Source organism: Afipia sp. GW823-FHT06G09 (genome assembly GCF_058794875.1).
The window spans coordinates 955,939-975,108 of sequence record NZ_JBXAHF010000001.1; the positions used below are offsets into that span (position 1 = coordinate 955,939).

Annotated in this window: 19 protein-coding genes and 1 other RNA gene; 4 read left to right on the forward strand and 16 right to left on the reverse strand. The window is 61.9% G+C overall.

The features are described from left to right. Window positions 1–133: 133 nt before the first annotated feature. The 5 genes from AC1Q67_RS04740 to miaA all read right to left on the reverse strand — a co-directional run bounded on the left by AC1Q67_RS04740 (window position 134) and on the right by miaA (window position 5,239). Window positions 134–739 carry a LysE family translocator gene (locus AC1Q67_RS04740; protein WP_029659534.1) on the reverse strand — a complete coding sequence of 202 codons (606 nt, stop codon included), beginning with the start codon at window positions 737–739 and terminating at the stop codon, window positions 134–136. A 3-nt stretch (window positions 740–742) separates the two neighbouring features. Beyond that, window positions 743–1,615 (reverse strand): EamA family transporter, encoded by an 873-nt coding sequence (locus tag AC1Q67_RS04745; RefSeq protein ID WP_492234999.1) that lies wholly within the window; start codon window positions 1,613–1,615, stop codon window positions 743–745. Window positions 1,616–1,636: 21 nt separating this feature from the next. Further along, complete coding sequence (gene ilvN, locus AC1Q67_RS04750; protein WP_006021663.1) at window positions 1,637–2,179, reverse strand: acetolactate synthase small subunit; 543 nt, start codon at window positions 2,177–2,179, stop codon at window positions 1,637–1,639. Between the two features lie 17 nt (window positions 2,180–2,196). After that, entirely contained in the window at window positions 2,197–3,975 is a 1,779-nt protein-coding gene (locus tag AC1Q67_RS04755) for an acetolactate synthase 3 large subunit (protein ID WP_492234998.1), read from the reverse strand. A 286-nt stretch (window positions 3,976–4,261) separates the two neighbouring features. Then, entirely contained in the window at window positions 4,262–5,239 is a 978-nt protein-coding gene (gene miaA, locus AC1Q67_RS04760) for a tRNA (adenosine(37)-N6)-dimethylallyltransferase MiaA (protein WP_492234997.1), read from the reverse strand. Window positions 5,240–5,248: 9 nt separating this feature from the next. Here miaA and serB point away from each other — a divergent pair, with 9 nt between their 5' ends. Next, the gene (gene serB / locus AC1Q67_RS04765) at window positions 5,249–6,142 is read left to right on the forward strand and encodes a phosphoserine phosphatase SerB (protein WP_492234996.1); all 894 of its coding nucleotides are present in this window, start codon (window positions 5,249–5,251) and stop codon (window positions 6,140–6,142) included. A gap of 80 nt (window positions 6,143–6,222) precedes the next feature. On the opposite strand, the gene AC1Q67_RS04770 is transcribed toward serB, so the two are convergent. From AC1Q67_RS04770 to AC1Q67_RS04820, 11 genes are all read right to left on the reverse strand, one after another. Next, window positions 6,223–7,740: a DegQ family serine endoprotease gene (locus AC1Q67_RS04770; RefSeq protein ID WP_492234995.1), complete on the reverse strand. Its 1,518-nt coding sequence runs from the start codon at window positions 7,738–7,740 to the stop codon at window positions 6,223–6,225. Between the two features lie 134 nt (window positions 7,741–7,874). Further along, on the reverse strand, window positions 7,875–8,081 hold the full coding sequence (locus AC1Q67_RS04775; protein WP_024576323.1) for a DUF2065 domain-containing protein: 207 nt from the start codon (window positions 8,079–8,081) through the stop codon (window positions 7,875–7,877). Between the two features lie 42 nt (window positions 8,082–8,123). Then, the gene (gene hflC, locus AC1Q67_RS04780; protein ID WP_024576324.1) at window positions 8,124–9,023 is read right to left on the reverse strand and encodes a protease modulator HflC; all 900 of its coding nucleotides are present in this window, start codon (window positions 9,021–9,023) and stop codon (window positions 8,124–8,126) included. Next, window positions 9,020–10,162 (reverse strand): FtsH protease activity modulator HflK, encoded by a 1,143-nt coding sequence (gene hflK / locus AC1Q67_RS04785; protein WP_492234994.1) that lies wholly within the window; start codon window positions 10,160–10,162, stop codon window positions 9,020–9,022. Before hflK ends, hflC begins: the two co-directional genes overlap by 4 nt. Before the next feature lie 181 nt (window positions 10,163–10,343). After that, window positions 10,344–10,874: a dihydrofolate reductase gene (locus tag AC1Q67_RS04790; RefSeq protein WP_492234993.1), complete on the reverse strand. Its 531-nt coding sequence runs from the start codon at window positions 10,872–10,874 to the stop codon at window positions 10,344–10,346. Beyond that, on the reverse strand, window positions 10,871–11,665 hold the full coding sequence (locus tag AC1Q67_RS04795; RefSeq protein ID WP_492234992.1) for a thymidylate synthase: 795 nt from the start codon (window positions 11,663–11,665) through the stop codon (window positions 10,871–10,873). The genes AC1Q67_RS04790 and AC1Q67_RS04795 overlap by 4 nt, the downstream gene beginning before the upstream one ends. Before the next feature lie 151 nt (window positions 11,666–11,816). Then, window positions 11,817–12,803 (reverse strand): tripartite tricarboxylate transporter substrate binding protein BugD, encoded by a 987-nt coding sequence (locus AC1Q67_RS04800; RefSeq protein WP_024576328.1) that lies wholly within the window; start codon window positions 12,801–12,803, stop codon window positions 11,817–11,819. A 137-nt stretch (window positions 12,804–12,940) separates the two neighbouring features. After that, on the reverse strand, window positions 12,941–14,455 hold the full coding sequence (locus tag AC1Q67_RS04805) for a tripartite tricarboxylate transporter permease (protein ID WP_492234991.1): 1,515 nt from the start codon (window positions 14,453–14,455) through the stop codon (window positions 12,941–12,943). A 7-nt stretch (window positions 14,456–14,462) separates the two neighbouring features. Continuing rightward, the gene (locus tag AC1Q67_RS04810) at window positions 14,463–14,957 is read right to left on the reverse strand and encodes a tripartite tricarboxylate transporter TctB family protein (RefSeq protein ID WP_492234990.1); all 495 of its coding nucleotides are present in this window, start codon (window positions 14,955–14,957) and stop codon (window positions 14,463–14,465) included. 86 nt (window positions 14,958–15,043) lie between these two features. After that, entirely contained in the window at window positions 15,044–15,577 is a 534-nt protein-coding gene (locus tag AC1Q67_RS04815; protein ID WP_492234989.1) for a chromate transporter, read from the reverse strand. Continuing rightward, window positions 15,574–16,176, reverse strand: a complete 603-nt coding sequence (locus tag AC1Q67_RS04820; protein ID WP_492234988.1) for a chromate transporter — start codon at window positions 16,174–16,176, stop codon at window positions 15,574–15,576. Before AC1Q67_RS04820 ends, AC1Q67_RS04815 begins: the two co-directional genes overlap by 4 nt. Window positions 16,177–16,317: 141 nt before the next feature. On the opposite strand from AC1Q67_RS04820, the gene ssrA reads away from it, so the two are divergent. From ssrA to fumC, 3 genes are all read left to right on the forward strand, one after another. Next, window positions 16,318–16,684: a transfer-messenger RNA gene (ssrA, locus tag AC1Q67_RS04825) on the forward strand. Window positions 16,685–16,867: 183 nt separating this feature from the next. Beyond that, window positions 16,868–17,371: an SspB family protein gene (locus AC1Q67_RS04830; protein WP_024576333.1), complete on the forward strand. Its 504-nt coding sequence runs from the start codon at window positions 16,868–16,870 to the stop codon at window positions 17,369–17,371. A 149-nt stretch (window positions 17,372–17,520) separates the two neighbouring features. Then, window positions 17,521–18,924: a class II fumarate hydratase gene (gene fumC, locus AC1Q67_RS04835; RefSeq protein WP_492234987.1), complete on the forward strand. Its 1,404-nt coding sequence runs from the start codon at window positions 17,521–17,523 to the stop codon at window positions 18,922–18,924. Window positions 18,925–19,170 lie beyond the last annotated feature (246 nt).

The following is a 19,170-nucleotide window of genomic DNA, read 5'->3' on the forward strand; positions in this document are numbered from 1 at the left end:
CGGCCACGATTGGCCTTGTTCGTGCGTTTTTCGGATGGGATCGGGCCAGGGCCCGGATGAATTGCCGCCGTTGTGTAGGGCGGCTGGTGCTACGAGACAAGCCCGTAAGCCCCATTTCTGCAGTGCAACTAAATCAGGGCTCCTTCAGAACGGGGTAAAGCGAGGCCAGCAAAAGCAGGGCCATGACGACGTTGAAAATGCGGACCGCACGGGGGGATTTCACCACCGCCTGCAGCGAGGTCCCGAGCAGCACCCAGGTCAGCGACGACCCCAGGCCGATCAGGAACAGCAGGATCGAAAGCGCCGCGATGTTCAACGGATAGGCTGCTATGGCGGCATAGGCGGTAATGGCGCCCACCGCGATCACCCAGCCCTTGACGTTGACCCACTGGAACATCGCCGCACCGAGGAACGTCATCGGCTTGCCCTCACCCGCTCCATCGGTATCGGCGGGACCAGACATCGCAATCACGATGGCAAGGTAAATCAGATAAGCCGCGCCGGCATATTTCAGGATCGTATGCAGCACCGGGTAGGCCGCGAACACCGCACCAAGCCCGAGCCCGATCACCGCCACCAGAAACGAGAATCCAATGGTGACACCGGCGACATGCGGCAATGTTCGCCGAAATCCGTAGTTCAGCCCAGACGCCATCAGCATGATGTTGTTAGGCCCCGGCGTGAACAGCGCCGCAGCAGCAAAGGCGATGAAGGCGATGGCGAGTTGCTGAGAGATCATGGTTCAGGCCACTTCCACCAGCGGCGGCGGGCGGCGCGACAGCAGCATCACCGCAATCCCGAACACAACGACGATCATACCGGTCAGGCGCAGCGTCCCGAACGTCTCGCCGAAAACGATACTCGATGCACCCGCGCCGAAAAACGGCACCAGCAGCGCAAACGGCACCACCTGCGCGGCGGAATACCTCCGCAGCAGCCGGCCCCAGATCCAGTAACCCAGTGTGGTTCCGAGCAGCGCCAGCGCCAGCACAGACGAAGCCGCCAGAAGAGACATGTGCGTCAGTGCATGCCATGTGACGGCCGGCCCATCGACGGTGAACAGAACCACGAGCAGCGGCAGCATTGCCAAGAGACCAATCCATGCGAACAGGTCGAGCATCGACACATCCTGCGCGCGGCGAAGCATCAGGTTGGAGACCGCAAAGCTGATTGGCGCGGTCATCGATACCGAAAACGCCCAGACGCTGAAATCGTAACCGACTGTGAAGCAGATCAGCAGCAACCCGCACATCGCGATCGCGATGCCGAGCATCTGAAGCCGCGTCGGTAGCTCACGCAGGAAAATCGCCGCGAAGGCGACGGTGAACAGAGCCTGGCTCTGCACGATCACCGCAGTCAGACCGGCCGGCACGCCATGCGCCAGGCCGTAGGTCTGCGCTAGGAACTGCGCCACCAGCAACCAGCTGATCGCGATGATCAGCCCCCATGACAGCTTCGGGCGCGGCAGAAACAGGCATGGCAGCGCCGTAATTCCGAAGCGCAGCGTCGTCAGCAGCGTCGCCGACATCTCTTCGACCGCGAACCGGGTCAGCACGAAGCCAACTCCCCAGATCACGGCAATCGCGATTGCGAGTGCGATGTCGATCGGTTTCATGGGCAGGATGCGCGCGCGGGATTACATTTTTTCCGGACCGCGCGAGATGGCGGCGACGCCGGTGCGCGACACTTCGACAAGCCCGAGCGGTACCATCAGGTTGATGAACTGGTCGATCTTGGCGGTGCCGCCGGTGATCTCGAACACGAAGCTCTCGGTGGTGGCGTCGATCACCCGCGCACGAAACGCTTCCGACAGCCGGAGCGCCTCCATGCGAAGATCGCCGGTGCCCTTGACCTTCACCATCGCCAGTTCGCGCTCGATGGCGCGGCCGGTGAGCGTCATGTCCACCACGCGATAGACGGGAATCATGCGGTCGAGCTGATGCTTGATCTGCTGGATCACCATCGGCGTACCGGTCGTGACAATCGTGATCAGCGACATGTGCTTGGCGTGTTCGGTCTCCGACACCGTGAGACTGTCGATGTTGTAGCCGCGGCCGGAAAACAGTCCGATCACGCGCGCAAGCACACCCGGCTCGTTCTGCACGAGCACGGACAACGTGTGCGTCTCGTTCGGATCGTGACGCTCCTCCATGAAGTACGCGGATGCGGGCTGTTCCATTGTATCTGCTTTCATTGTCACACCAGCGCCTTGCCGCCGGCGAACGCCGCGGTCGTTGCTTCTTCGTTTGCTTCTGCCGGAAGCAGCATTTCGTTATGGGCCTTGCCCGACGGAATCATCGGGAAGCAGTTTTCCAGTGCGGCGACACGGCAATCGAACAGCACCGGCTTCTTGATCTTGATCATCTCATCGATCGCACCGTCGAGGTCGGCGGGCTTCATCACCTGAAGTCCGACGCAGCCGAATGCATCCGCGAGCTTGACGAAATCCGGCAGCGCCTCGGAATACGAATGCGACAGCCGGTTACCGTGCAACAACTGCTGCCACTGGCGCACCATGCCCATGTACTGGTTGTTCAGGATGAAGATCTTGATCGGCAGTTCATACTGAACCGCCGAGGACATCTCCTGCATCGTCATCTGCACCGAGGCATCACCGGCAATATCGATCACGAGGCTGTCCGGATGCGCCACCTGCACGCCGAGCGCGGCCGGCAGGCCGTAACCCATGGTGCCGAGACCGCCGGAGGTCATCCAGCGGTGCGGCTCCTCGAAGCCGAAGAATTGCGCAGCCCACATCTGATGCTGACCGACTTCCGTCGTGATGTAGGTGTCGTGTTTCTTGGTCAGTTCGAACAGCCGCTGGATCGCATACTGCGGCAGGATGATGTCGTCGTTCTTCTTGTAGGCCAGCGAGTTGCGCGCGCGCCAGCGCCCGATCTCGAACCACCACGGATCGATCTTCGGTTTCTTCGCTTCCGCCTTGAACACCGTCAGGATGTCGCCGAGCACATTGGCGACATCGCCGATGATCGGCACATCGACGCGGATATTCTTGTTGATCGACGATGGATCGATATCGATGTGAATCTTCTTCGAATTCGGCGAGAACGCGTCGGTGCGGCCGGTGATGCGGTCATCGAAACGCGCGCCGATGCACAGCATAACGTCACAGTCGTGCATCGCCATGTTGGCTTCGTAGGTGCCGTGCATGCCGAGCATGCCGAGCCAGTTCTTGCCCGACGCCGGATAGGCGCCGAGGCCCATCAGCGTCGAGGTGATCGGGAATCCGGTGACCTCGACGAGCTCACGCAGCAGCTTCGAGGCTTCCCGGCCGGAATTGATCACGCCACCGCCGGAATAGATCACGGGACGCTTGGCCGAGGCGAGCAACGCCACCGCCTTGCGGATCTGCGCGGCATCGCCCTTCACGCGCGGGGCGTAGGAAACATGCACGTCGGACTTGCGCGGCGGATGATAGGTGCCGGTCGCGAACTGCACGTCCTTCGGCACGTCCACCACCACCGGGCCGGGACGGCCGGTGGTCGCGACATAGAATGCCTCATGCAGCACCTTCGGCAGATCCTCGATCCGCCGCACCAGCCAGTTGTGCTTGGTGCAGGGCCGGGTGATGCCGACGGTGTCGCATTCCTGGAACGCGTCATTGCCGATCAGGTGCGTCGGCACCTGTCCGGTGATGCAGACCAGCGGGATCGAGTCCATCAGCGCGTCGGTCAGCGGCGTCACCATGTTGGTGGCGCCCGGACCGGACGTCACCAGCGCAACGCCGGGCAGACCGGTGGAGCGCGCGTAACCTTCGGCCGCATGGCCCGCGCCCTGCTCGTGCCGCACCAGGATGTGCTCGACATCGCTCTGCTGGAAAATCTCGTCATAGATCGGAAGCACCGCGCCGCCCGGATAACCGAAGATGTGCTTGACCCCATGGTCCTTGAGCGCGCGGACGATCATCGCCGCGCCGGTCATCTGGTTGGAGTCGTGTGTCTTGCTGTCACTCATGGTTCGCTCCGGGGCGCCGCTGGCGCTGATTTGGTCGAGGCTTCCTTACCGCATGACCTGATTTGAAACTGCTTCAAACTCTCGGGGTCATGCGCAAAAACAAAAAAGGGCCCGAGAGGGACCCTTCGCACACCGCCTTCTCGTGGGTAGCCGTCAGCTACCCCCAGCGGTGCGCCAGGGTACGACGGTAATAAGAAGGCTGGTAATTTTATTACGCATGATCGTCTAAGCGTTTCCAAAGGTTGCGCGGGTTATACGACCCACAGGTCGAAAGTCAAGCCCGCACTCAGGTTTCGGAGCTTATCGGTTTCATTGCATTTGGCGATAGCGAAAGTGCATGGGTGAGCCATTCCCGGGCCGCATCGGGGGCCACCCATTCAAACTCCGGCAATTGGTGCCTGAACCAGGTGAACTGCCGCTTGGCGTAATGACGGGTGTCGATCTGGCCGGTGTAGATCGCCTGTTCCAGCGTAATCTCACCCGCAAGATGCCGGATCAGGGCCGGCACCCCGTGCGCCTTCATCGCCGGCAGGATCGGATCGAGCTTGCGCGCGGCCAGCGCCGCGACTTCGTCCAGCGCTCCCTTCTCGAGCATGCTTTCGAAGCGCGCATTGATCCGCGCATAAAGCTCCTTGCGGTCCGGCGCGAGAAACACCGCGACAACGCCGTCCGGCTCGAGCAGCGGCGGCAGACCTTCGCTATGCCAGTCCGGCAATGCGCGCCCTGTCGCCTCGATCACCTCCAGCGCACGCGCGATGCGCGCACTGTCGCGAGGCTTGAGTTTTTCGCCGGACACCGGATCGCGCTGCACCAACTCAGCATGCAACGCTTCGACGCCATCGCGCTCCATCCGCGCCCGCACATCATCACGCACCCTCTGCGGGATCGGCGGGACTGCCGAGAGTCCCCGCGTCAGCGCCTTGAAATAAAGCCCCGTGCCGCCGATGAAGATCGGCAGAAGGTTAGCTGCCCTTGCCTCCGCCAGCGCCGCCGCCGCGTCCGCAACCCATGTGCCCGCTGAGCAGTTCACCGCAGCATCGCAGTATCCATACAGCCGGTGCGGAACACGCGCTTCTTCTTCCGGTGAGGGCCGCGCCGTGATGATCCGCAAGTCACGATAAACCTGCATGGAATCGGTATTGATGACGACGCCGCCGGTCGCCTCTGCAAGGGCGAGCGCCAGCGCCGACTTGCCGCTGGCCGTCGGCCCTGCGATAAGCACGGCCTTGGTGCCGCCCTTCCCGTCTCCGTCATCCCTCAACATCGAGCCGTCATGTCTCTCGTCGCCACGTTGATCTGCAATCCCGCCGAGCCCGAGCTCGACTCCACCGCGATCGATGCCGCCCGCTCCGCGCTGACTTCGCCGGAACATGGCGACTGGCTGTTCGAAGGCGTCGCGGCCGACATCCGCTTTAGCAGCACCGAGGACATTCGCACAATTTCAGATCGTTTGCGCCAGGCGATGAGCGACATCCGCGTCGATGTGGTGGTGCAGCCGCAGATCGACCGGCGCAAGAAACTGCTCCTAGCGGACATGGATTCAACCATGATCGGCCAGGAATGCATCGACGAACTCGCCGACTTCGCGGGCCTCAAGAAGCACGTCGCCGCGATCACCGAGCGCGCCATGCGCGGCGAGATCGAGTTCGAACCGGCGCTGCGCGAACGCGTGGCGCTGCTGAAAGGCCTGCCGGTCACCGTGGTCGATGAAGTTCTCAAGAGCCGCATTACGCTGACACCGGGCGCGGTCGCCCTCGTAGGCACCATGCGCGCGCACGGCGCCTACACCTGCCTCGTCTCGGGCGGCTTCACGCTGTTCACGAAAGCTGTTGCTGAGATGATCGGGTTTCAGGAAAACCGCGCCAACGTGCTGCTGGTCGAGGACGGCAAGCTGACCGGCCAGGTGGCCGAGCCAATTTTGGGACGCGAAGCGAAGCTCGCGACGCTGGTCGACCTGCGCGAGTCCTTCGATCTCGACAATCTCGACACCATGGTGGTTGGCGACGGCGCCAACGATCTCGCCATGATCGAGCAGGCCGGCACGGGCGTCGCCTATCATGCCAAGCCCACTGTTGCGGCTGCCGCCGGCGCGCGGATCGATCACGGCGATCTCTCCGCGCTGCTGTACATGCAAGGTTACAAGCGCAGCGAGTTCGTTGCGGGCTGAAACCGCATATCGATCGCCGCCCGAAAACGAAAATGCCCGGCACATTGGCCGGGCATTTTTTATTATGTTGATCTGGCGCGTTACTTCACCGCCAACGCCACAAAGCGCAGCTCACCGCTGCCGTTGGACACCAGAAGCAGCACGGACTTCTTGCCGTCTTTCTTCAGCTGGTCGACCCGCTTCTTGACGTCAGCGGCATTCGTCACCGCCTCCTGCGCGACCTCGACAATGACATCGCCGGCGCTGAGCCGCTTTTCAGCAGCATCCGACCCATCGTCAACGCCGGTCACGATCACGCCCTTGACGCTGTCCTTGATCTTGTAGCGCGCGCGCAGGTCCTTGCTGAGACCGGCGAGATCGAGGCCCAGCGCCTTTTGCGTCACAGGCTTTTCGGCTTCGACCGGGCTAGTGGTCTTGGCGGAGGCTTCGACCGGCTTCTCGCCATCGTCGAGACGGCCGAGGGTCACCTTCTTGGTTTCTTCCTTGCCCTTGCGGATGATGACGACGTCCACGGCCTTGCCGACCGGCGAGTCGGCGACGGCGCGCGGGAGATCCTTCATCTCCTTGATGTCCTTGCCGTCGAACTTGACGACAACATCACCCGGTTCAATGCCGGCAGGCTTGGCAGGACCCTTGTCATCGACGCCCGCGATCAACGCGCCGCGAGCCGGCTTGATGCTGAGGCTCTCGGCGATTTCGTCGGTGACCTGCTGAATGCGGACGCCGAGCCAGCCGCGGCGGACTTCCTTGAACTGGCGGAGCTGATCGACCACCGCCATCACGGTCTTCGACGGCACGGCGAAGCCGATGCCGATCGAGCCACCCGACGGCGAGATGATCGCGGTGTTCACGCCAATGACTTCGCCGTCGAGATTGAACAGCGGGCCGCCGGAGTTGCCGCGATTGATCGCCGCGTCGGTCTGGATGTAGTTGTCATACGGCCCCGAGTTGATGTCGCGGTTGCGCGCCGAGACAATGCCGGCGGTGACCGTGCCGCCGAGGCTGAACGGGTTGCCGATGGCAATCACCCACTCGCCGAGACGCAGGCTGTCGGAATTGCCGAACTTCACCGCGGTGATCTTCTTCTCGGGCGGCGTGAACTTCAGGACCGCGAGGTCGCTCTTCTTGTCCCGGCCAATCAGCTCAGCCTTGATCTTGGTACCGTCGTTGAGAATGACGTTGATCTCGTCGGCATCGGCGATGACGTGATTGTTGGTCACCACGGTGCCGTCGGTATCGATGATGAAGCCGGAGCCGAGCGAGTTCACCTTGCGCGGCGAGTTGCCCCTGGAGTCCGGACCGCCCCGGCGGTTCTTGAAGAACTCGTCGAAGAACTCGCTGAACGGCGAGTCCGGCGGCAGTTGCGGATTGGCGCCGCGCTTGTTGCCGCGCTCGTCACTGCCCCTGTCGCTGTCGTTGTTCTTGGCGTCGACGGTCTGCGAGGTGGAAATGTTGACGACCGCGTCGATCACCTTCTCCGCGACGTCGGCGATGCCTTCCGGTCCGCGGGCCAGCGCAGGCGTCGCAACGATGGCGAAGCCCACAGCCGCGGCGAGCGGCAACAGGCGGCGGCTCAATGCTTGAAACGCATCGGACATGGTCGAAAAGTCTCCTGAAAGGGGCGGATCATTTGCATCCAGATTGCGCCTGAACGCGACGGGTGCGCAAGCACCACCATTGCGCGGCATTCCAGCGATCAACCTGCCGATTACGGCGAAAACCCGGCTTTAGGTCAGCCCTGGTGCCGCACCAGCCAGATCAAAAGCAAGCCTACCACCGCCGAGACAAGCCCGACGGCGCGCAGGATGTTGTCCGGCGAGGACAGCGCGCTCTTCATCGCCGAACGCATCCAGTTCGGGAGCGCCGTGAACAGCAGGCCCTCCAGAACCAGCATGACCCCGACCCCGACAAGGAGGTCGCCGTACCCGATCGATTTCATCCGAACACGGCTCCTGCCTGATCCCGCTCTCCGCGCCGCATATTAACGCGCGGAACCCGCAGCGGCGGGAGGCTTGCCCGCCGGATTTGCGAAGTACCGGAAAAACTCCGAATCCGGCCGCAGCAGGAAGCGCGTATCGTTGCTCTTCAGGCTGTTCTCGTAAGCGGTCATCGAGCGATAGAACGCGAAGAAGTCCGCGTCCTTGCCATAGGCCTCTGCGAACAGGCGGTTGCGCTCGCCGTCGCCCTCACCGCGGACTTGTTCGGCCTGCGAGTTGGCGTCGGCGATGATCACCGTCGCTTCGCGGTCGGCCCTGGAGCGGATTTCCTGCGCCTTCTGGCCGCCCTGCGCGCGGAACTCGGCCGCTTCACGCTGACGTTCGGTCTGCATGCGCTGATAGACCGCCTGGCTGTTCTGCTCGGGCAGATCGGCGCGGCGAATACGGACGTCCACCACCGAAATGCCGTAGCTGGTGGTTTCGCGGTCGAGCTGGGTGCGAATCTTGCTCATCAGCGCATCGCGATCATCCCGGACCACGGTGATGAAGGTCACTTCACCCAGCACACGGCGCATCGCCGCGTTCAGCAGCGTGGTGAGCTGGATGTTGGCCGCCTGGATCGAGCCGAGGGTCTGATAGAAGCGCAACGCGTCCTTGATGCGATAACGGGCGAAGGCATCCACCACGAGGCGCTTCTGGTCCGACGCGATCACTTCCTGCGCCGGGTTTTCCAGGTCGAGAATACGCTTGTCGATGCTGATCACGGTGTCGATGAACGGCACCTTGAAGTTCAGACCCGGCGTGGTCACCACGCGCACCGGCTCGCCGAGGCGCACAAGCAGAACCTGCTGCGTCTCGCTCACGGTGAACAGCGAGCTGTAGCCGACGACAACGGCGACCAGAACTACGAAAAGAGCGACGATACCTGCGATGCCGTTTTTCATCGGTTGCTCCCGCCCTGCTGCGGCGCTGCCGGCGTTGTGCGGCGTCCAATCTCGCTCAATGGCAGATAAGGCACGACGCCCGGTGCCGATGCGTTCGCGCCCTGATCGAGCACGAGCTTGTCGGATCCGCCGAGCACCCGCTCCATCGTTTCAAGATAGAGGCGCTGCCGCGTGACGTCCGGCGCCTTCTTGTATTCCTCATAGACCTTCAGGAAGCGCGCGCTCTGGCCCTTGGCTTCCGCCACCGCCTGCTCCTTGTAACCCTCCGCGACTTGCAGGATCTGCGCAGCCCGGCCGCGTGCATCAGGAACGACGCGGTTGGCGTAGGTCTGTGCTTCGTTCTGCAAACGCTCGAAGTCGGCGCGGGCCGCCTGAACGTCGCGGAATGCGTCGATGACCTGCGACGGCGGATCGACCTTCTGCATCTGCACCTGCTGGATCAGAATGCCTGAGCCGTAGCTGTCGAGCGTCTTCTGCATCAGTTCGAGCACAGCCGCTTCAGTCTGCGTGCGCGCGCCGGTGAGGATCGGCTGGATCTGCGAACGGCCGATGATGTCGCGCATCGCGCTCTCGGCAACCGCTTTCACGGTGCCTTCCGGATTCTGGATGTTGAACAGGAAGTCGCCGACGCCGTCAGGCTTGATGCGCCAGAGCACAGTGAAGTCCACGTCGACGATGTTCTCGTCGCCGGTCAGCATCAGGCTTTCCTCGGGAACGTCGCGGATGGTGGTGCCACCGCCGCGGCGCGAGTCATCGACAACGCGCATGCCGATGCTGAGAGTCGAAACACGCAGCGCCTTCGGCAGCAGCACGGTCTCGATCGGATAAGGCAGATGATAGTTCAGACCGGGCTGAACCGTGCGCACGTGCTTGCCGAAGCGCAGCACCACGCCGAGTTCTTCGGACTGCACGCGGAAGAAGCCGGACAATCCCCAGATCGCCAGTGCGGCGACGAGGATCAGCGCGATGCCCATGCCGCTGAAGTTTCCTCCGGGCAGCATCGTCTGCAATTTGTCCTGGCCGCGGCGCAGAAGATCCTCGAGATCGGGCGGCTTCGGTCCCGGTGATTGCGGTCCGGAGCCCCAGGGACCTTTCGGACCGGAGCCCCAGGGGCCTCCGCCTTGATTCTTCCACGGCATCGTCGATCTCCTCCGCGCGAAGCTCACGCTCCGCAAACTCTTGGGGCCTTATAGGGGACGCGCCCGGTCCTTACAACGCAGGACACCCGCCCACGACAGCTATGGCGCAGGGCGAATTTGTCAATGCAAACATGCTGTTTGCAGTTAATGCCAAGGATAGCGGTTGCGTGAAATGCGGTGTTCAGCCGCGCCGCCGATAGCTGACATAGGAGAAATCGACCGTATCGCCGTCCGCTTTGGAATGACGTGCGCGTGCGGTTTCTTCCCATTTCGCCGGATCGACCGGCGGAAGGAAGGTGTCGCCCTCAGGCTTGTCATGAACCTCGGTGATTTCGAGACGATCCGCCTTGCTCAGCCATTGCGCAAAGATATCGGCGCCGCCGATCACCATGATCTCAGTGACCAAACGCCGCAGCGCATCGCCGAGCGCGATGTCATGCGCGGCCTCAAGAGACGTCGCAACGACAACACCCGGCGCCTGAAAGTCCTTGTCACGGGTCACGACAATGTTGGTCCGCCCCGGCAGTGGCCGGCCGATCGACGCGAATGTCTTGCGGCCCATAATGACAGGGTGCCCCAACGTAATCGCCTTGAGACGTTTAAGGTCGGAGCTAAGATGCCACGGCATCGCATTATCGAGGCCGATGACGCCGTTCTCCGCGACGGCAACGACAAAGACGATATGCGGACGTGAAGCTGTCGGCGCGTTCAAACCGCGACCTCGGCCTTGATGTGCGGATGCGGGTCGTAGTTCTCGAGTTTGAAGTCCTCGTAGCGGAACGAGAAGATATCCTTCACATCGGGATTGATCTTCATCGTCGGCAGCGCTCGCGTCGGACGCGTCAGTTGCAGCCGCGCCTGCTCGATATGGTTCAGATAGAGGTGCGTATCGCCGAACGAATGCACGAAATCACCCGGCTTCAGCCCCGTCACCTGCGCCACCATCATCGTGAGCAGAGCGTAGGACGCGATGTTGAACGGCACGCCGAGAAACACATCGGCCGAGCGCTGATAAAGCTGGCACGACAGTTTGCCGTTCGCGACATAGAACTGAAACAGGCAATGGCACGGAGGCAGCGCCATCTTGTCCACTTCAGCCGGATTCCAGGCACTGACGATCAGACGGCGCGAGTCCGGATTTTTCCGGATCATCTCGATCACATTGGAAATCTGGTCGATCGTGCCGCCGTCCGGCGCGGGCCATGAACGCCACTGCGATCCATAAACCGGACCGAGGTCGCCCTTCTCGTCCGCCCACTCGTCCCAAATGCGAACGCCGTTGTCGTTCAGGTATTTGATGTTGGTGTCGCCGGCCAGAAACCAGAGCAGCTCATGGACGATCGATTTCAGATGGAGCTTCTTGGTCGTCAGCATCGGGAAGCCGGATGCCAGGTTGAAGCGCATCTGATGGCCAAACACGGACAACGTCCCTGTCCCGGTGCGGTCGGTCTTTTCCGCACCGTCGGCGAGAATGCGTTCGAGCAGGTCGTGATACTGGTTCATGGGGGTTATCTAGCCGTGCAACCCGGTTCGCGTCTGCGGCGATCTGATTCCCGCCGGGTAATTATACCCCGAAAAATGGCCTCCTGCGGCGCAAAGACAAGGGGCGGAACTCGCGTCCCGCCCCTGCCAAACCCGTTAGATTTCAACAATATCAGTTCGAAAGCGGCTTCAGCACGCCCGACCACTTGGTGATTTCGCTGTCGACCAGGGTCTTCAGCGATTCCGGGGTGCGCTCGGCCGGCTTCGGAATGACGCTGCCGAGCTCGAGCAGGCGCTTCTTGACACCCTCGTCATCCAGCGCCTTCACCAGCGCGGCGTTGAGCTTGGCGACGATCGGCGCCGGGGTGCCCTTCGGCGCGAAAATCGCGTTCCAGGCCTGTGCCTGATACTCAGGCAGGCCGGCCTCGGCGGTAGTCGGGACGTCCGGCAGTGACGGATTGCGCTCCGGCGTTGCGACGGCATAGGCCTTGATGGTGCCGCCCTTGACCTGCGGCACGGCGTTGACGATCTGGTCGCACATGTAATCGACCTGGCCGCCGACCAGTGCATTCATCGCCGGGCCGGTGCCGTTGAACGGAACGCCGGTCGGGCTGATCTTCAGCACCGAGTCCAGCAACTGGCACGACGAATAGGACACCGAGCCGACGCCGGCGTGGGCTTCATTGAGCTTGTCGGTGTTGGCCTTCAGGTAGGCCACGAATTCCTTGAGATCCTTCGGCGGGAAATCCTTGCGTGCAAGGATCAGGATCGGCGTGCCGGCGATCAAACCGACGGGCTCGAAGTCCTTCGACGGATGATAGGCCAGCTTCGGATACAGCGGCACCGATGCGGCGTGCGTGCCCATGTGGCCGGTGATCAGCGTGTAGCCGTCCGGCGCGGCCTTCGAGGCGCGCGTCGATGCGGTGGTGCCGCCGGCGCCAACCACGTTTTCGATGATGATCGACTGGCCGAGCGTCTGCTGCATATGGCCGGTCACGATGCGGGCGATGACGTCGGTCGGACCACCGGCCGCGAACGGAACGATCATCGTGATGTTGCGCGTCGGATAGTCCTGCGCCTGCGCGGGCGCAGCAGCCAGGCCGGCCGCAGCCAGTGCCGAGAAACCGCACGTCGCGAGCATACGTTTAAGCAAATTCATAACGTTCTCCCGAATGTTATTGATTATGGATAGATGCGTCCTGCCCGCAGTCTCAGCATCACCGGGCTGGATGAGTCCATTCAACTTGATACCTAGAAGAGGCAAAGAGGCGCGGCGCAACGCCGCACCTCCTGTTCTCAGTTCTCGGACTCGACGAAGACCTCATCGCGTTTTTTGCGCAATGCAGGAAGCAGCGAGAGGATCAGCAGGAATGCTGCGACGGCCATCAGGGTGGCGGAGAGCGGGCGGGTCAGGAACACCGACCAGTCACCGCGCGAGATCAGCAGCGCACGGCGCAGGTTCTCCTCCATCAGCGGGCCAAGCACCATGCCGAGCAGCATCGGGGCCGGCTCGAAGTCGTGCTTCACCAGCCAGTAGCCGACGAGGCCGAAGGCCGCCGTCAGCACCACGTCCATCGGCGCATTGTTCACCGAGTAGATGCCGATCGCGCAGAAGATCACGATGCACGGGAACAGCAGCCGGTAAGGCACCCGCAGCAATCGCACCCAGATGCCGACCAGCGGCAGGTTGATGACCAGCAGCATCAGGTTGCCGATCCACATCGAGGCAATCATGCCCCACACCAGTTCCGGCTGCTTCTGCATCACCTGAGGACCGGGAACGATGCCGTGAATGGTCATCGCGCCGACCATCAGCGCCATCACCGCGTTCGGCGGAATGCCGAGGGTCAGCAGCGGAATGAACGAGGTCTGCGCCGCTGCGTTATTGGCACTTTCGGGCGCAGCCACGCCTTCGATCGCACCGCGGCCGAAGCGCTGCGGATTCTTCGAGATCTTCTTTTCGAACGTGTACGCGGCGAACGACGCGATCACCGCGCCGCCACCGGGCAGAATGCCGAGGATCGAGCCTAGCACCGTGCCGCGCAGAACCGCTGGCGCGGAATCCTTCAAATCCTTTTTTGTGGGCATCAGTCCGGAGATTTTCTGCTGGACCAGGCTGCGTTCCATCGAGGCGCCGGGATCGAGATTGCGGATGATCTCGGCAAAACCAAACAGACCCATCGCCACGGTGGCAAAGCCAAGACCGTCGGCGAGTTCAGGAATGTTGAACGACATGCGCGAGGCGCCGGTTTCGATGTCGGATCCGACCATCGACAGCAACACACCGAATGCAATCATCGCGATGGCCTTGAGCACCGAACCCTTCGCCAGCACGACAGCGAAGATCAGGCCAAGCACCATCAGCGAGAAATATTCGGCGGGGCCAAACGCCAGCGCGAGCTTGGTCAGCGGTGCGCCGAGCAGCGCGATGAGAACGGTTGCAACGCAGCCCGCAAAGAACGAGCCGATCGCGGCGATTGCCAGCGCCGGACCGGCGCGGCCCTGCTTGGCCATCTGGAAGCCGTCGAGCGCGGTGACCACCGAGCCGGCTTCGCCGGGGATGTTCACCAGAATCGATGTGGTCGAACCACCGTACTGCGCACCGTAATAAATGCCGGCGAGCATGATCAGCGCACCGACAGGAGGCAGTCCGAACGTGATCGGCAGCAGCATCGCCACCGTGGCAATGGTGCCGATTCCGGGCAGCACGCCGACCAGCGTGCCGACCAGCGCGCCGATCAGGCAGAGACCAAGATTGACGGGTGAGAACGCAACGCCGAAGCCGAGCGCGAGATTTGCAAAAATATCCATGACGGCCTCAGCGCAAAACGCGTGGGAAGAGATCGAGCGGAAGCCCGAGCGCATACGGGAACAGCAGCGCACATCCGATCGTCAGGAATATCCCGACGATGACGGCTTCCTTCCACCGCGTCTCGTCGCTTCCCATCGCCGCGATCAGGAAGCTCACGAATGCAGAAACAATCAGACCGAGCGGACGAATTGCGACAGCGAAAGCCAGGATCGACAGCGTCACGAAGACGGGACCGCGAATGCCGTAGCGCTGCAGCCGTGGACCTTCAACGAGGAAACCTGTCAGGGCAACGCCCGCACCAAGCGCCAGAAGGAGATAAGCGAACATGCGCGGCGCGGTGCCGGGACCGAATGAAAATCCCCGCATCCCCGCCAGATCGCTCGATGCCCACAGGGCGAACAGCGCGATCGCCATCAGCGCCAGGCCGCCGTAGAAGTCCTGTGGTCCTTTGATAAGCCCCGGCGCGGGTTTTCCCGCAGCGCTATCTGGCGCTTCACTCATCGTCATCCCCCTTAAGTCACGGGCTTGAGCCCGGTCTATTCTTGTCGGGCAGGCTGTCCCCTGCGCACTTTGCTTATCGATTTTCGTCAGACGACGCCAGCAAAACCGAGAATGCCGCCCACAATCAGCATCCACAGTGGGTTGAGCCGGGTGGCCAATGCAAGCGCTGCAGCGCCAACGATAAGGCACGCCGCAACCCATGTACCACCGGTCGTGAGTGCCAGAATGAGCCCGCTGGCGCACATCAGCCCGATCGAGATTGGAACCAGCGCAGCCTGCAGGATCGCAGGCCAGATCGATTGGCTAGACCGCGTCAGCATGTTGCTGACGAAATAGGCAAACACCGCGGACGGACCGCACATGGCGAATGTCGCGACCAGCGCGCCCGCAATGCCAGCCACATGATAGCCGATCAGCGTCACGATCAGCACATTCGGCCCCGGCGACAATTGCGCGATTGCGAACATGTCTGCGAACTGCGCGTTCGACAGCCAGTGCTGCACATCGACAGCGACCCGATGCATTTCCGGAATCGTGGAATTGGCACCGCCAATCGCAAGCAGCGACATCAGGCCGAATGTCCATGCCAGCGTCAGAAGCGTTCCCGCGGGCGAATTCACGACGCGGCCCTTCTTCTCATCAGGAAGGTCACAACGATGCTGAGCGGGATCGCCGTGAGCAGAACCGCCACCAGCGGCAGCCGCAACAATCCGATGGCAATGAACACGGCGGCAAGCAATGCAAGAGCAACAGGATCGCGCTTCTTCAAGAGCGGCATCATCATGCGCAGGATGACCGCGAGGAACAGTCCGACCGCGGCACACGACACACCTGTCAGTGTGCGTTGCAGCGCAGGGGTCTCTCCATAGCGCGCGTAGATCGCGGCGAGGACCGTCACGATCACCACCGGCGGGCCGACCAGCCCGAGAAATGCGGCGATGCTCCCCGGAATGCCGCGAAAGCGCGCGCCGAACACCACGGACAGATTGACGATGTTCGGGCCCGGCAGGAAATGGCAAAGCGCGAAGGCTTCATTGAATTCGTCAGGCGTCATCCAGCGGTGCTGGTCGACGATGGCGCGCCGCGCCCACACGAGGACCCCGCCAAAGCCGGCCAGTGACATCTTCGCGAACGCAACGAACAGTTCGAGCAGCCCCGGACGCTCAGGCGTCAATGCATCAGGAGATTGGGGAATCGCGGAAGCGGTGTCTTGAGACATGGCCCGATTTAGAATGGCCGCTGGTGGCGGCCAAACGCTATTCCGGTGCTGGGCGCATGCGCTGGGCGCGTATCGGGGACGAACGCAAACCTCACGCCGCGTGATGCCGTCCCGCTGGCCTGTTCGCGAAAGCGGAATAGGGGCCTTTTGTCGTCGGGGTTTGCCCCCTATATTGAGGGTGCCGGTTCGCCGGCTATGGAAATAAATGGCCGTCGTAATAAACCATTCGGACCCGGGGGCAGCACCCGGCGCCTCCACCAAAGCCCGGATTTCCCGGCCTGAAAGGGCGGGTTTTGGCGGGGGCGAAACAGGATCGACGAGGGCGTAAAGGGCTCGCTTTTTCTCGGTATGGTTCCGCCGTTATCGGGCTATGCAATAGTTGCAAACGACAACTATGCTCCGGTTGCTCAGGCTGCGTAACGCAGTTTGAAAAACCAAGTCTAAAGTCCTAGGGGATTAAGCCCCTCTAGGCGGGGTTCGGAGGCACCTGGCAACAGAAGCCTCCACTTTCATCTTGTTGCATTGAATTTGTCAGGCGGACGCGTTGCGGCGTGTGAGAATATCTGCGATCTGCCGGGCGCAGGTGCTGACCTGCGGGTCATGACCGGATAGCATGGATCAAACCGCGAGTCGGAACGTTCACGTCAAGCGACTGAATTTCGACGAGACCACACTTCGACAGGACTACCTGATGGCGACCGATCACATTCGTTACGACGTCCTTGCACGCGACGCCCTGCGCGGCGTGCTGAAGCATGTGCTCGCGGACGCCGCCGAGCATGGCCTGCCGGGCGAACATCACTTTTACATCACATTCCTGTCTAAGGCCGAAGGGGTGAAACTGTCCCCGCGCCTGCTCTCGCAGTATCCGCAGGAAATGACCGTGATCCTCCAGCACCAGTTCTGGGATCTCGTGGTAACCGACGATCGTTTCGAGGTCGGGCTGTCGTTCAACGGAATTCCCGAGCGCCTCGTCATTCCGTTCAGCGCGATCAAGAGCTTCTTCGATCCCTCCGTTCAGTTCGGACTGCAATTCGAGCCCGTCGAGGAATCCGCCGCGGCGGCCGATGCGCCGACTGTGGAGACGCTGCCGGTTGCAGCCGCCTCCGAGGCTCCTGCTGAAGCTGGCGACGAGCCCGTCAAGCAGGGTGAAGGCGCCGAAGTCGTGCGGCTCGATCGCTTCCGCAAGAAGTAATCCGGCGCAGACGCCTTCCCTTCCACCATCTTGAAGCATTTCTAAATTCAAGCACGCGTTTCCACACATGCGGGAGCGCGCAGCGGTTGCGTGCGCCTGTTACGAAGTCCTAAACTTCGGCATTCACCAAAACGCACCGGAAAAACATCATGGCCACCCAGAAGAAAACAACGCGCACCGAAACCGACACATTCGGACCGATCGAAGTGCCGGCGGACCGCTACTGGGGCGCACAGACCGAGCGTTCGAAACACAACTTCAAGATCGGCAATGAGCGCATGCCGATGCCGATCGTCCGCGCACTCGCCATCGTCAAGCTTGCATCGGCGCAGACGAACCTTGAGCTCGGCCTGCTCGACCAGCGCCGCGCCCGCGCCATCGTCCGCGCCGCCCGGGAAATCATCGACGGAAAGCTCGACGACAATTTTCCGCTGGTGGTCTGGCAGACCGGCTCGGGCACGCAATCCAACATGAACCTCAACGAGGTGATCGCCAATCGCGCCAGCGAATTGCTCGGCGGCGAACCCGGCACCAAGAAGCCGGTGCATCCGAACGATCACGTCAACATGAGCCAGTCGTCAAACGACTCGTTCCCGACCGCGATGCATATCGCAGCCGCCGAGCGCATCACGCACGATCTGATTCCCGCGCTGACCCTGTTGCTGAAGGCGCTGCGCCAGAAGGAAAAAGCCTTCGCCAGGATCGTCAAGATCGGACGCACCCACACCCAGGACGCGACGCCGCTGACGCTCGGTCAGGAATTCTCCGGTTACGCCGCTCAGGTGGAGAGCGGTATCGCGCGCATCCGCGCCGCCGCGAAGGACCTCTACCCGCTGGCGCAGGGCGGAACGGCGGTAGGGACCGGCCTTAACTCCAAGCCGCGATTTGCCAAACTGTTCGCCAAACAGGTCGCTACGCTGACGAAGCTGCCCTTCACCAGCGCGCCGAACAAATTCGAGGCTCTGGCATCGAACGACGCCTACGTGTTCGTGCACGGCGCGATCAATTCGATGGCCACCGGCCTGTTCAAGATCGCCAACGACATCCGGCTGCTCGGCTCAGGACCGCGCTCCGGACTTGGCGAACTGATTCTTCCGGAAAACGAACCGGGATCATCGATCATGCCCGGCAAGGTCAATCCGACCCAGTGCGAAGCGATAACCATGGTGTGCTGCCAGATCTTCGGCAATGAAACGGCTATCACCGTCGCCGGCAGCCAGGGTCATTTCGAACTCAACGTCTACAAGCCGGTGCTCGCACATTGCATGCTGCAATCGATCCAGTTGATGGCGGATGCCGCACGTTCGCTTACCGAACACTGCATCCTCGGCATTCGCGCTGATGAGAAACGCATCGATGAACTGATGCGGCGTTCACTGATGCTGGTGACGGCGCTGGCGCCGAAGATCGGCTACGACAATGCCGCGAAGGTCGCGAAGACCGCTCACGCGAACGGCACGACGCTGAAGGAAGAGGCTGTGCGACTCGGCTTCGTGTCGGCAGCTGAATTCGATCGGCTCGTGAAGCCCGAAAAAATGACGCATCCCGGCTAGTTAGAATGAATCTTTGCGTACATTAACTCGCCGTAACATTTCGGACATCTCGTCGCACCGCCTAAAGTCCTACGCCAATTGGCTACCACCTACTAGTTATCGCATGCTAACTTTTCGGTGCTGCCGCACTGCATGTGCACACCAACCACGAATGACTTTTTGAACGGACCCGTCTGAGCAACGCAGCTCAACGAGTCGCAGAACACAACAAACCCGCGCCATTACATCTCGCGCTCTTTGTTGCTG

Excerpts from the sequence above, each read along its gene's own strand:
- AC1Q67_RS04740 (WP_029659534.1), bottom strand. The coding sequence starts at position 739 with ATGATCTCTCAGCAACTCGCCATCGCCTTCATCGCCTTTGCTGCTGCG.
- AC1Q67_RS04745 (WP_492234999.1), bottom strand. The coding sequence starts at position 1,615 with ATGAAACCGATCGACATCGCACTCGCAATCGCGATTGCCGTGATCTGG.
- ilvN (WP_006021663.1), bottom strand. The coding sequence starts at position 2,179 with ATGGAACAGCCCGCATCCGCGTACTTCATGGAGGAGCGTCACGATCCG.
- AC1Q67_RS04755 (WP_492234998.1), bottom strand. The coding sequence starts at position 3,975 with ATGAGTGACAGCAAGACACACGACTCCAACCAGATGACCGGCGCGGCG.
- miaA (WP_492234997.1), bottom strand. The coding sequence starts at position 5,239 with ATGTTGAGGGATGACGGAGACGGGAAGGGCGGCACCAAGGCCGTGCTT.
- serB (WP_492234996.1), top strand. The coding sequence starts at position 5,249 with ATGTCTCTCGTCGCCACGTTGATCTGCAATCCCGCCGAGCCCGAGCTC.
- AC1Q67_RS04770 (WP_492234995.1), bottom strand. The coding sequence starts at position 7,740 with ATGTCCGATGCGTTTCAAGCATTGAGCCGCCGCCTGTTGCCGCTCGCC.
- AC1Q67_RS04775 (WP_024576323.1), bottom strand. The coding sequence starts at position 8,081 with ATGAAATCGATCGGGTACGGCGACCTCCTTGTCGGGGTCGGGGTCATG.
- hflC (WP_024576324.1), bottom strand. The coding sequence starts at position 9,023 with ATGAAAAACGGCATCGCAGGTATCGTCGCTCTTTTCGTAGTTCTGGTC.
- hflK (WP_492234994.1), bottom strand. The coding sequence starts at position 10,162 with ATGCCGTGGAAGAATCAAGGCGGAGGCCCCTGGGGCTCCGGTCCGAAA.
- AC1Q67_RS04795 (WP_492234992.1), bottom strand. The coding sequence starts at position 11,665 with ATGAACCAGTATCACGACCTGCTCGAACGCATTCTCGCCGACGGTGCG.
- AC1Q67_RS04800 (WP_024576328.1), bottom strand. The coding sequence starts at position 12,803 with ATGAATTTGCTTAAACGTATGCTCGCGACGTGCGGTTTCTCGGCACTG.
- AC1Q67_RS04805 (WP_492234991.1), bottom strand. The coding sequence starts at position 14,455 with ATGGATATTTTTGCAAATCTCGCGCTCGGCTTCGGCGTTGCGTTCTCA.
- AC1Q67_RS04810 (WP_492234990.1), bottom strand. The coding sequence starts at position 14,957 with ATGAGTGAAGCGCCAGATAGCGCTGCGGGAAAACCCGCGCCGGGGCTT.
- AC1Q67_RS04820 (WP_492234988.1), bottom strand. The coding sequence starts at position 16,176 with ATGTCTCAAGACACCGCTTCCGCGATTCCCCAATCTCCTGATGCATTG.
- AC1Q67_RS04830 (WP_024576333.1), top strand. The coding sequence starts at position 16,868 with ATGGCGACCGATCACATTCGTTACGACGTCCTTGCACGCGACGCCCTG.
- fumC (WP_492234987.1), top strand. The coding sequence starts at position 17,521 with ATGGCCACCCAGAAGAAAACAACGCGCACCGAAACCGACACATTCGGA.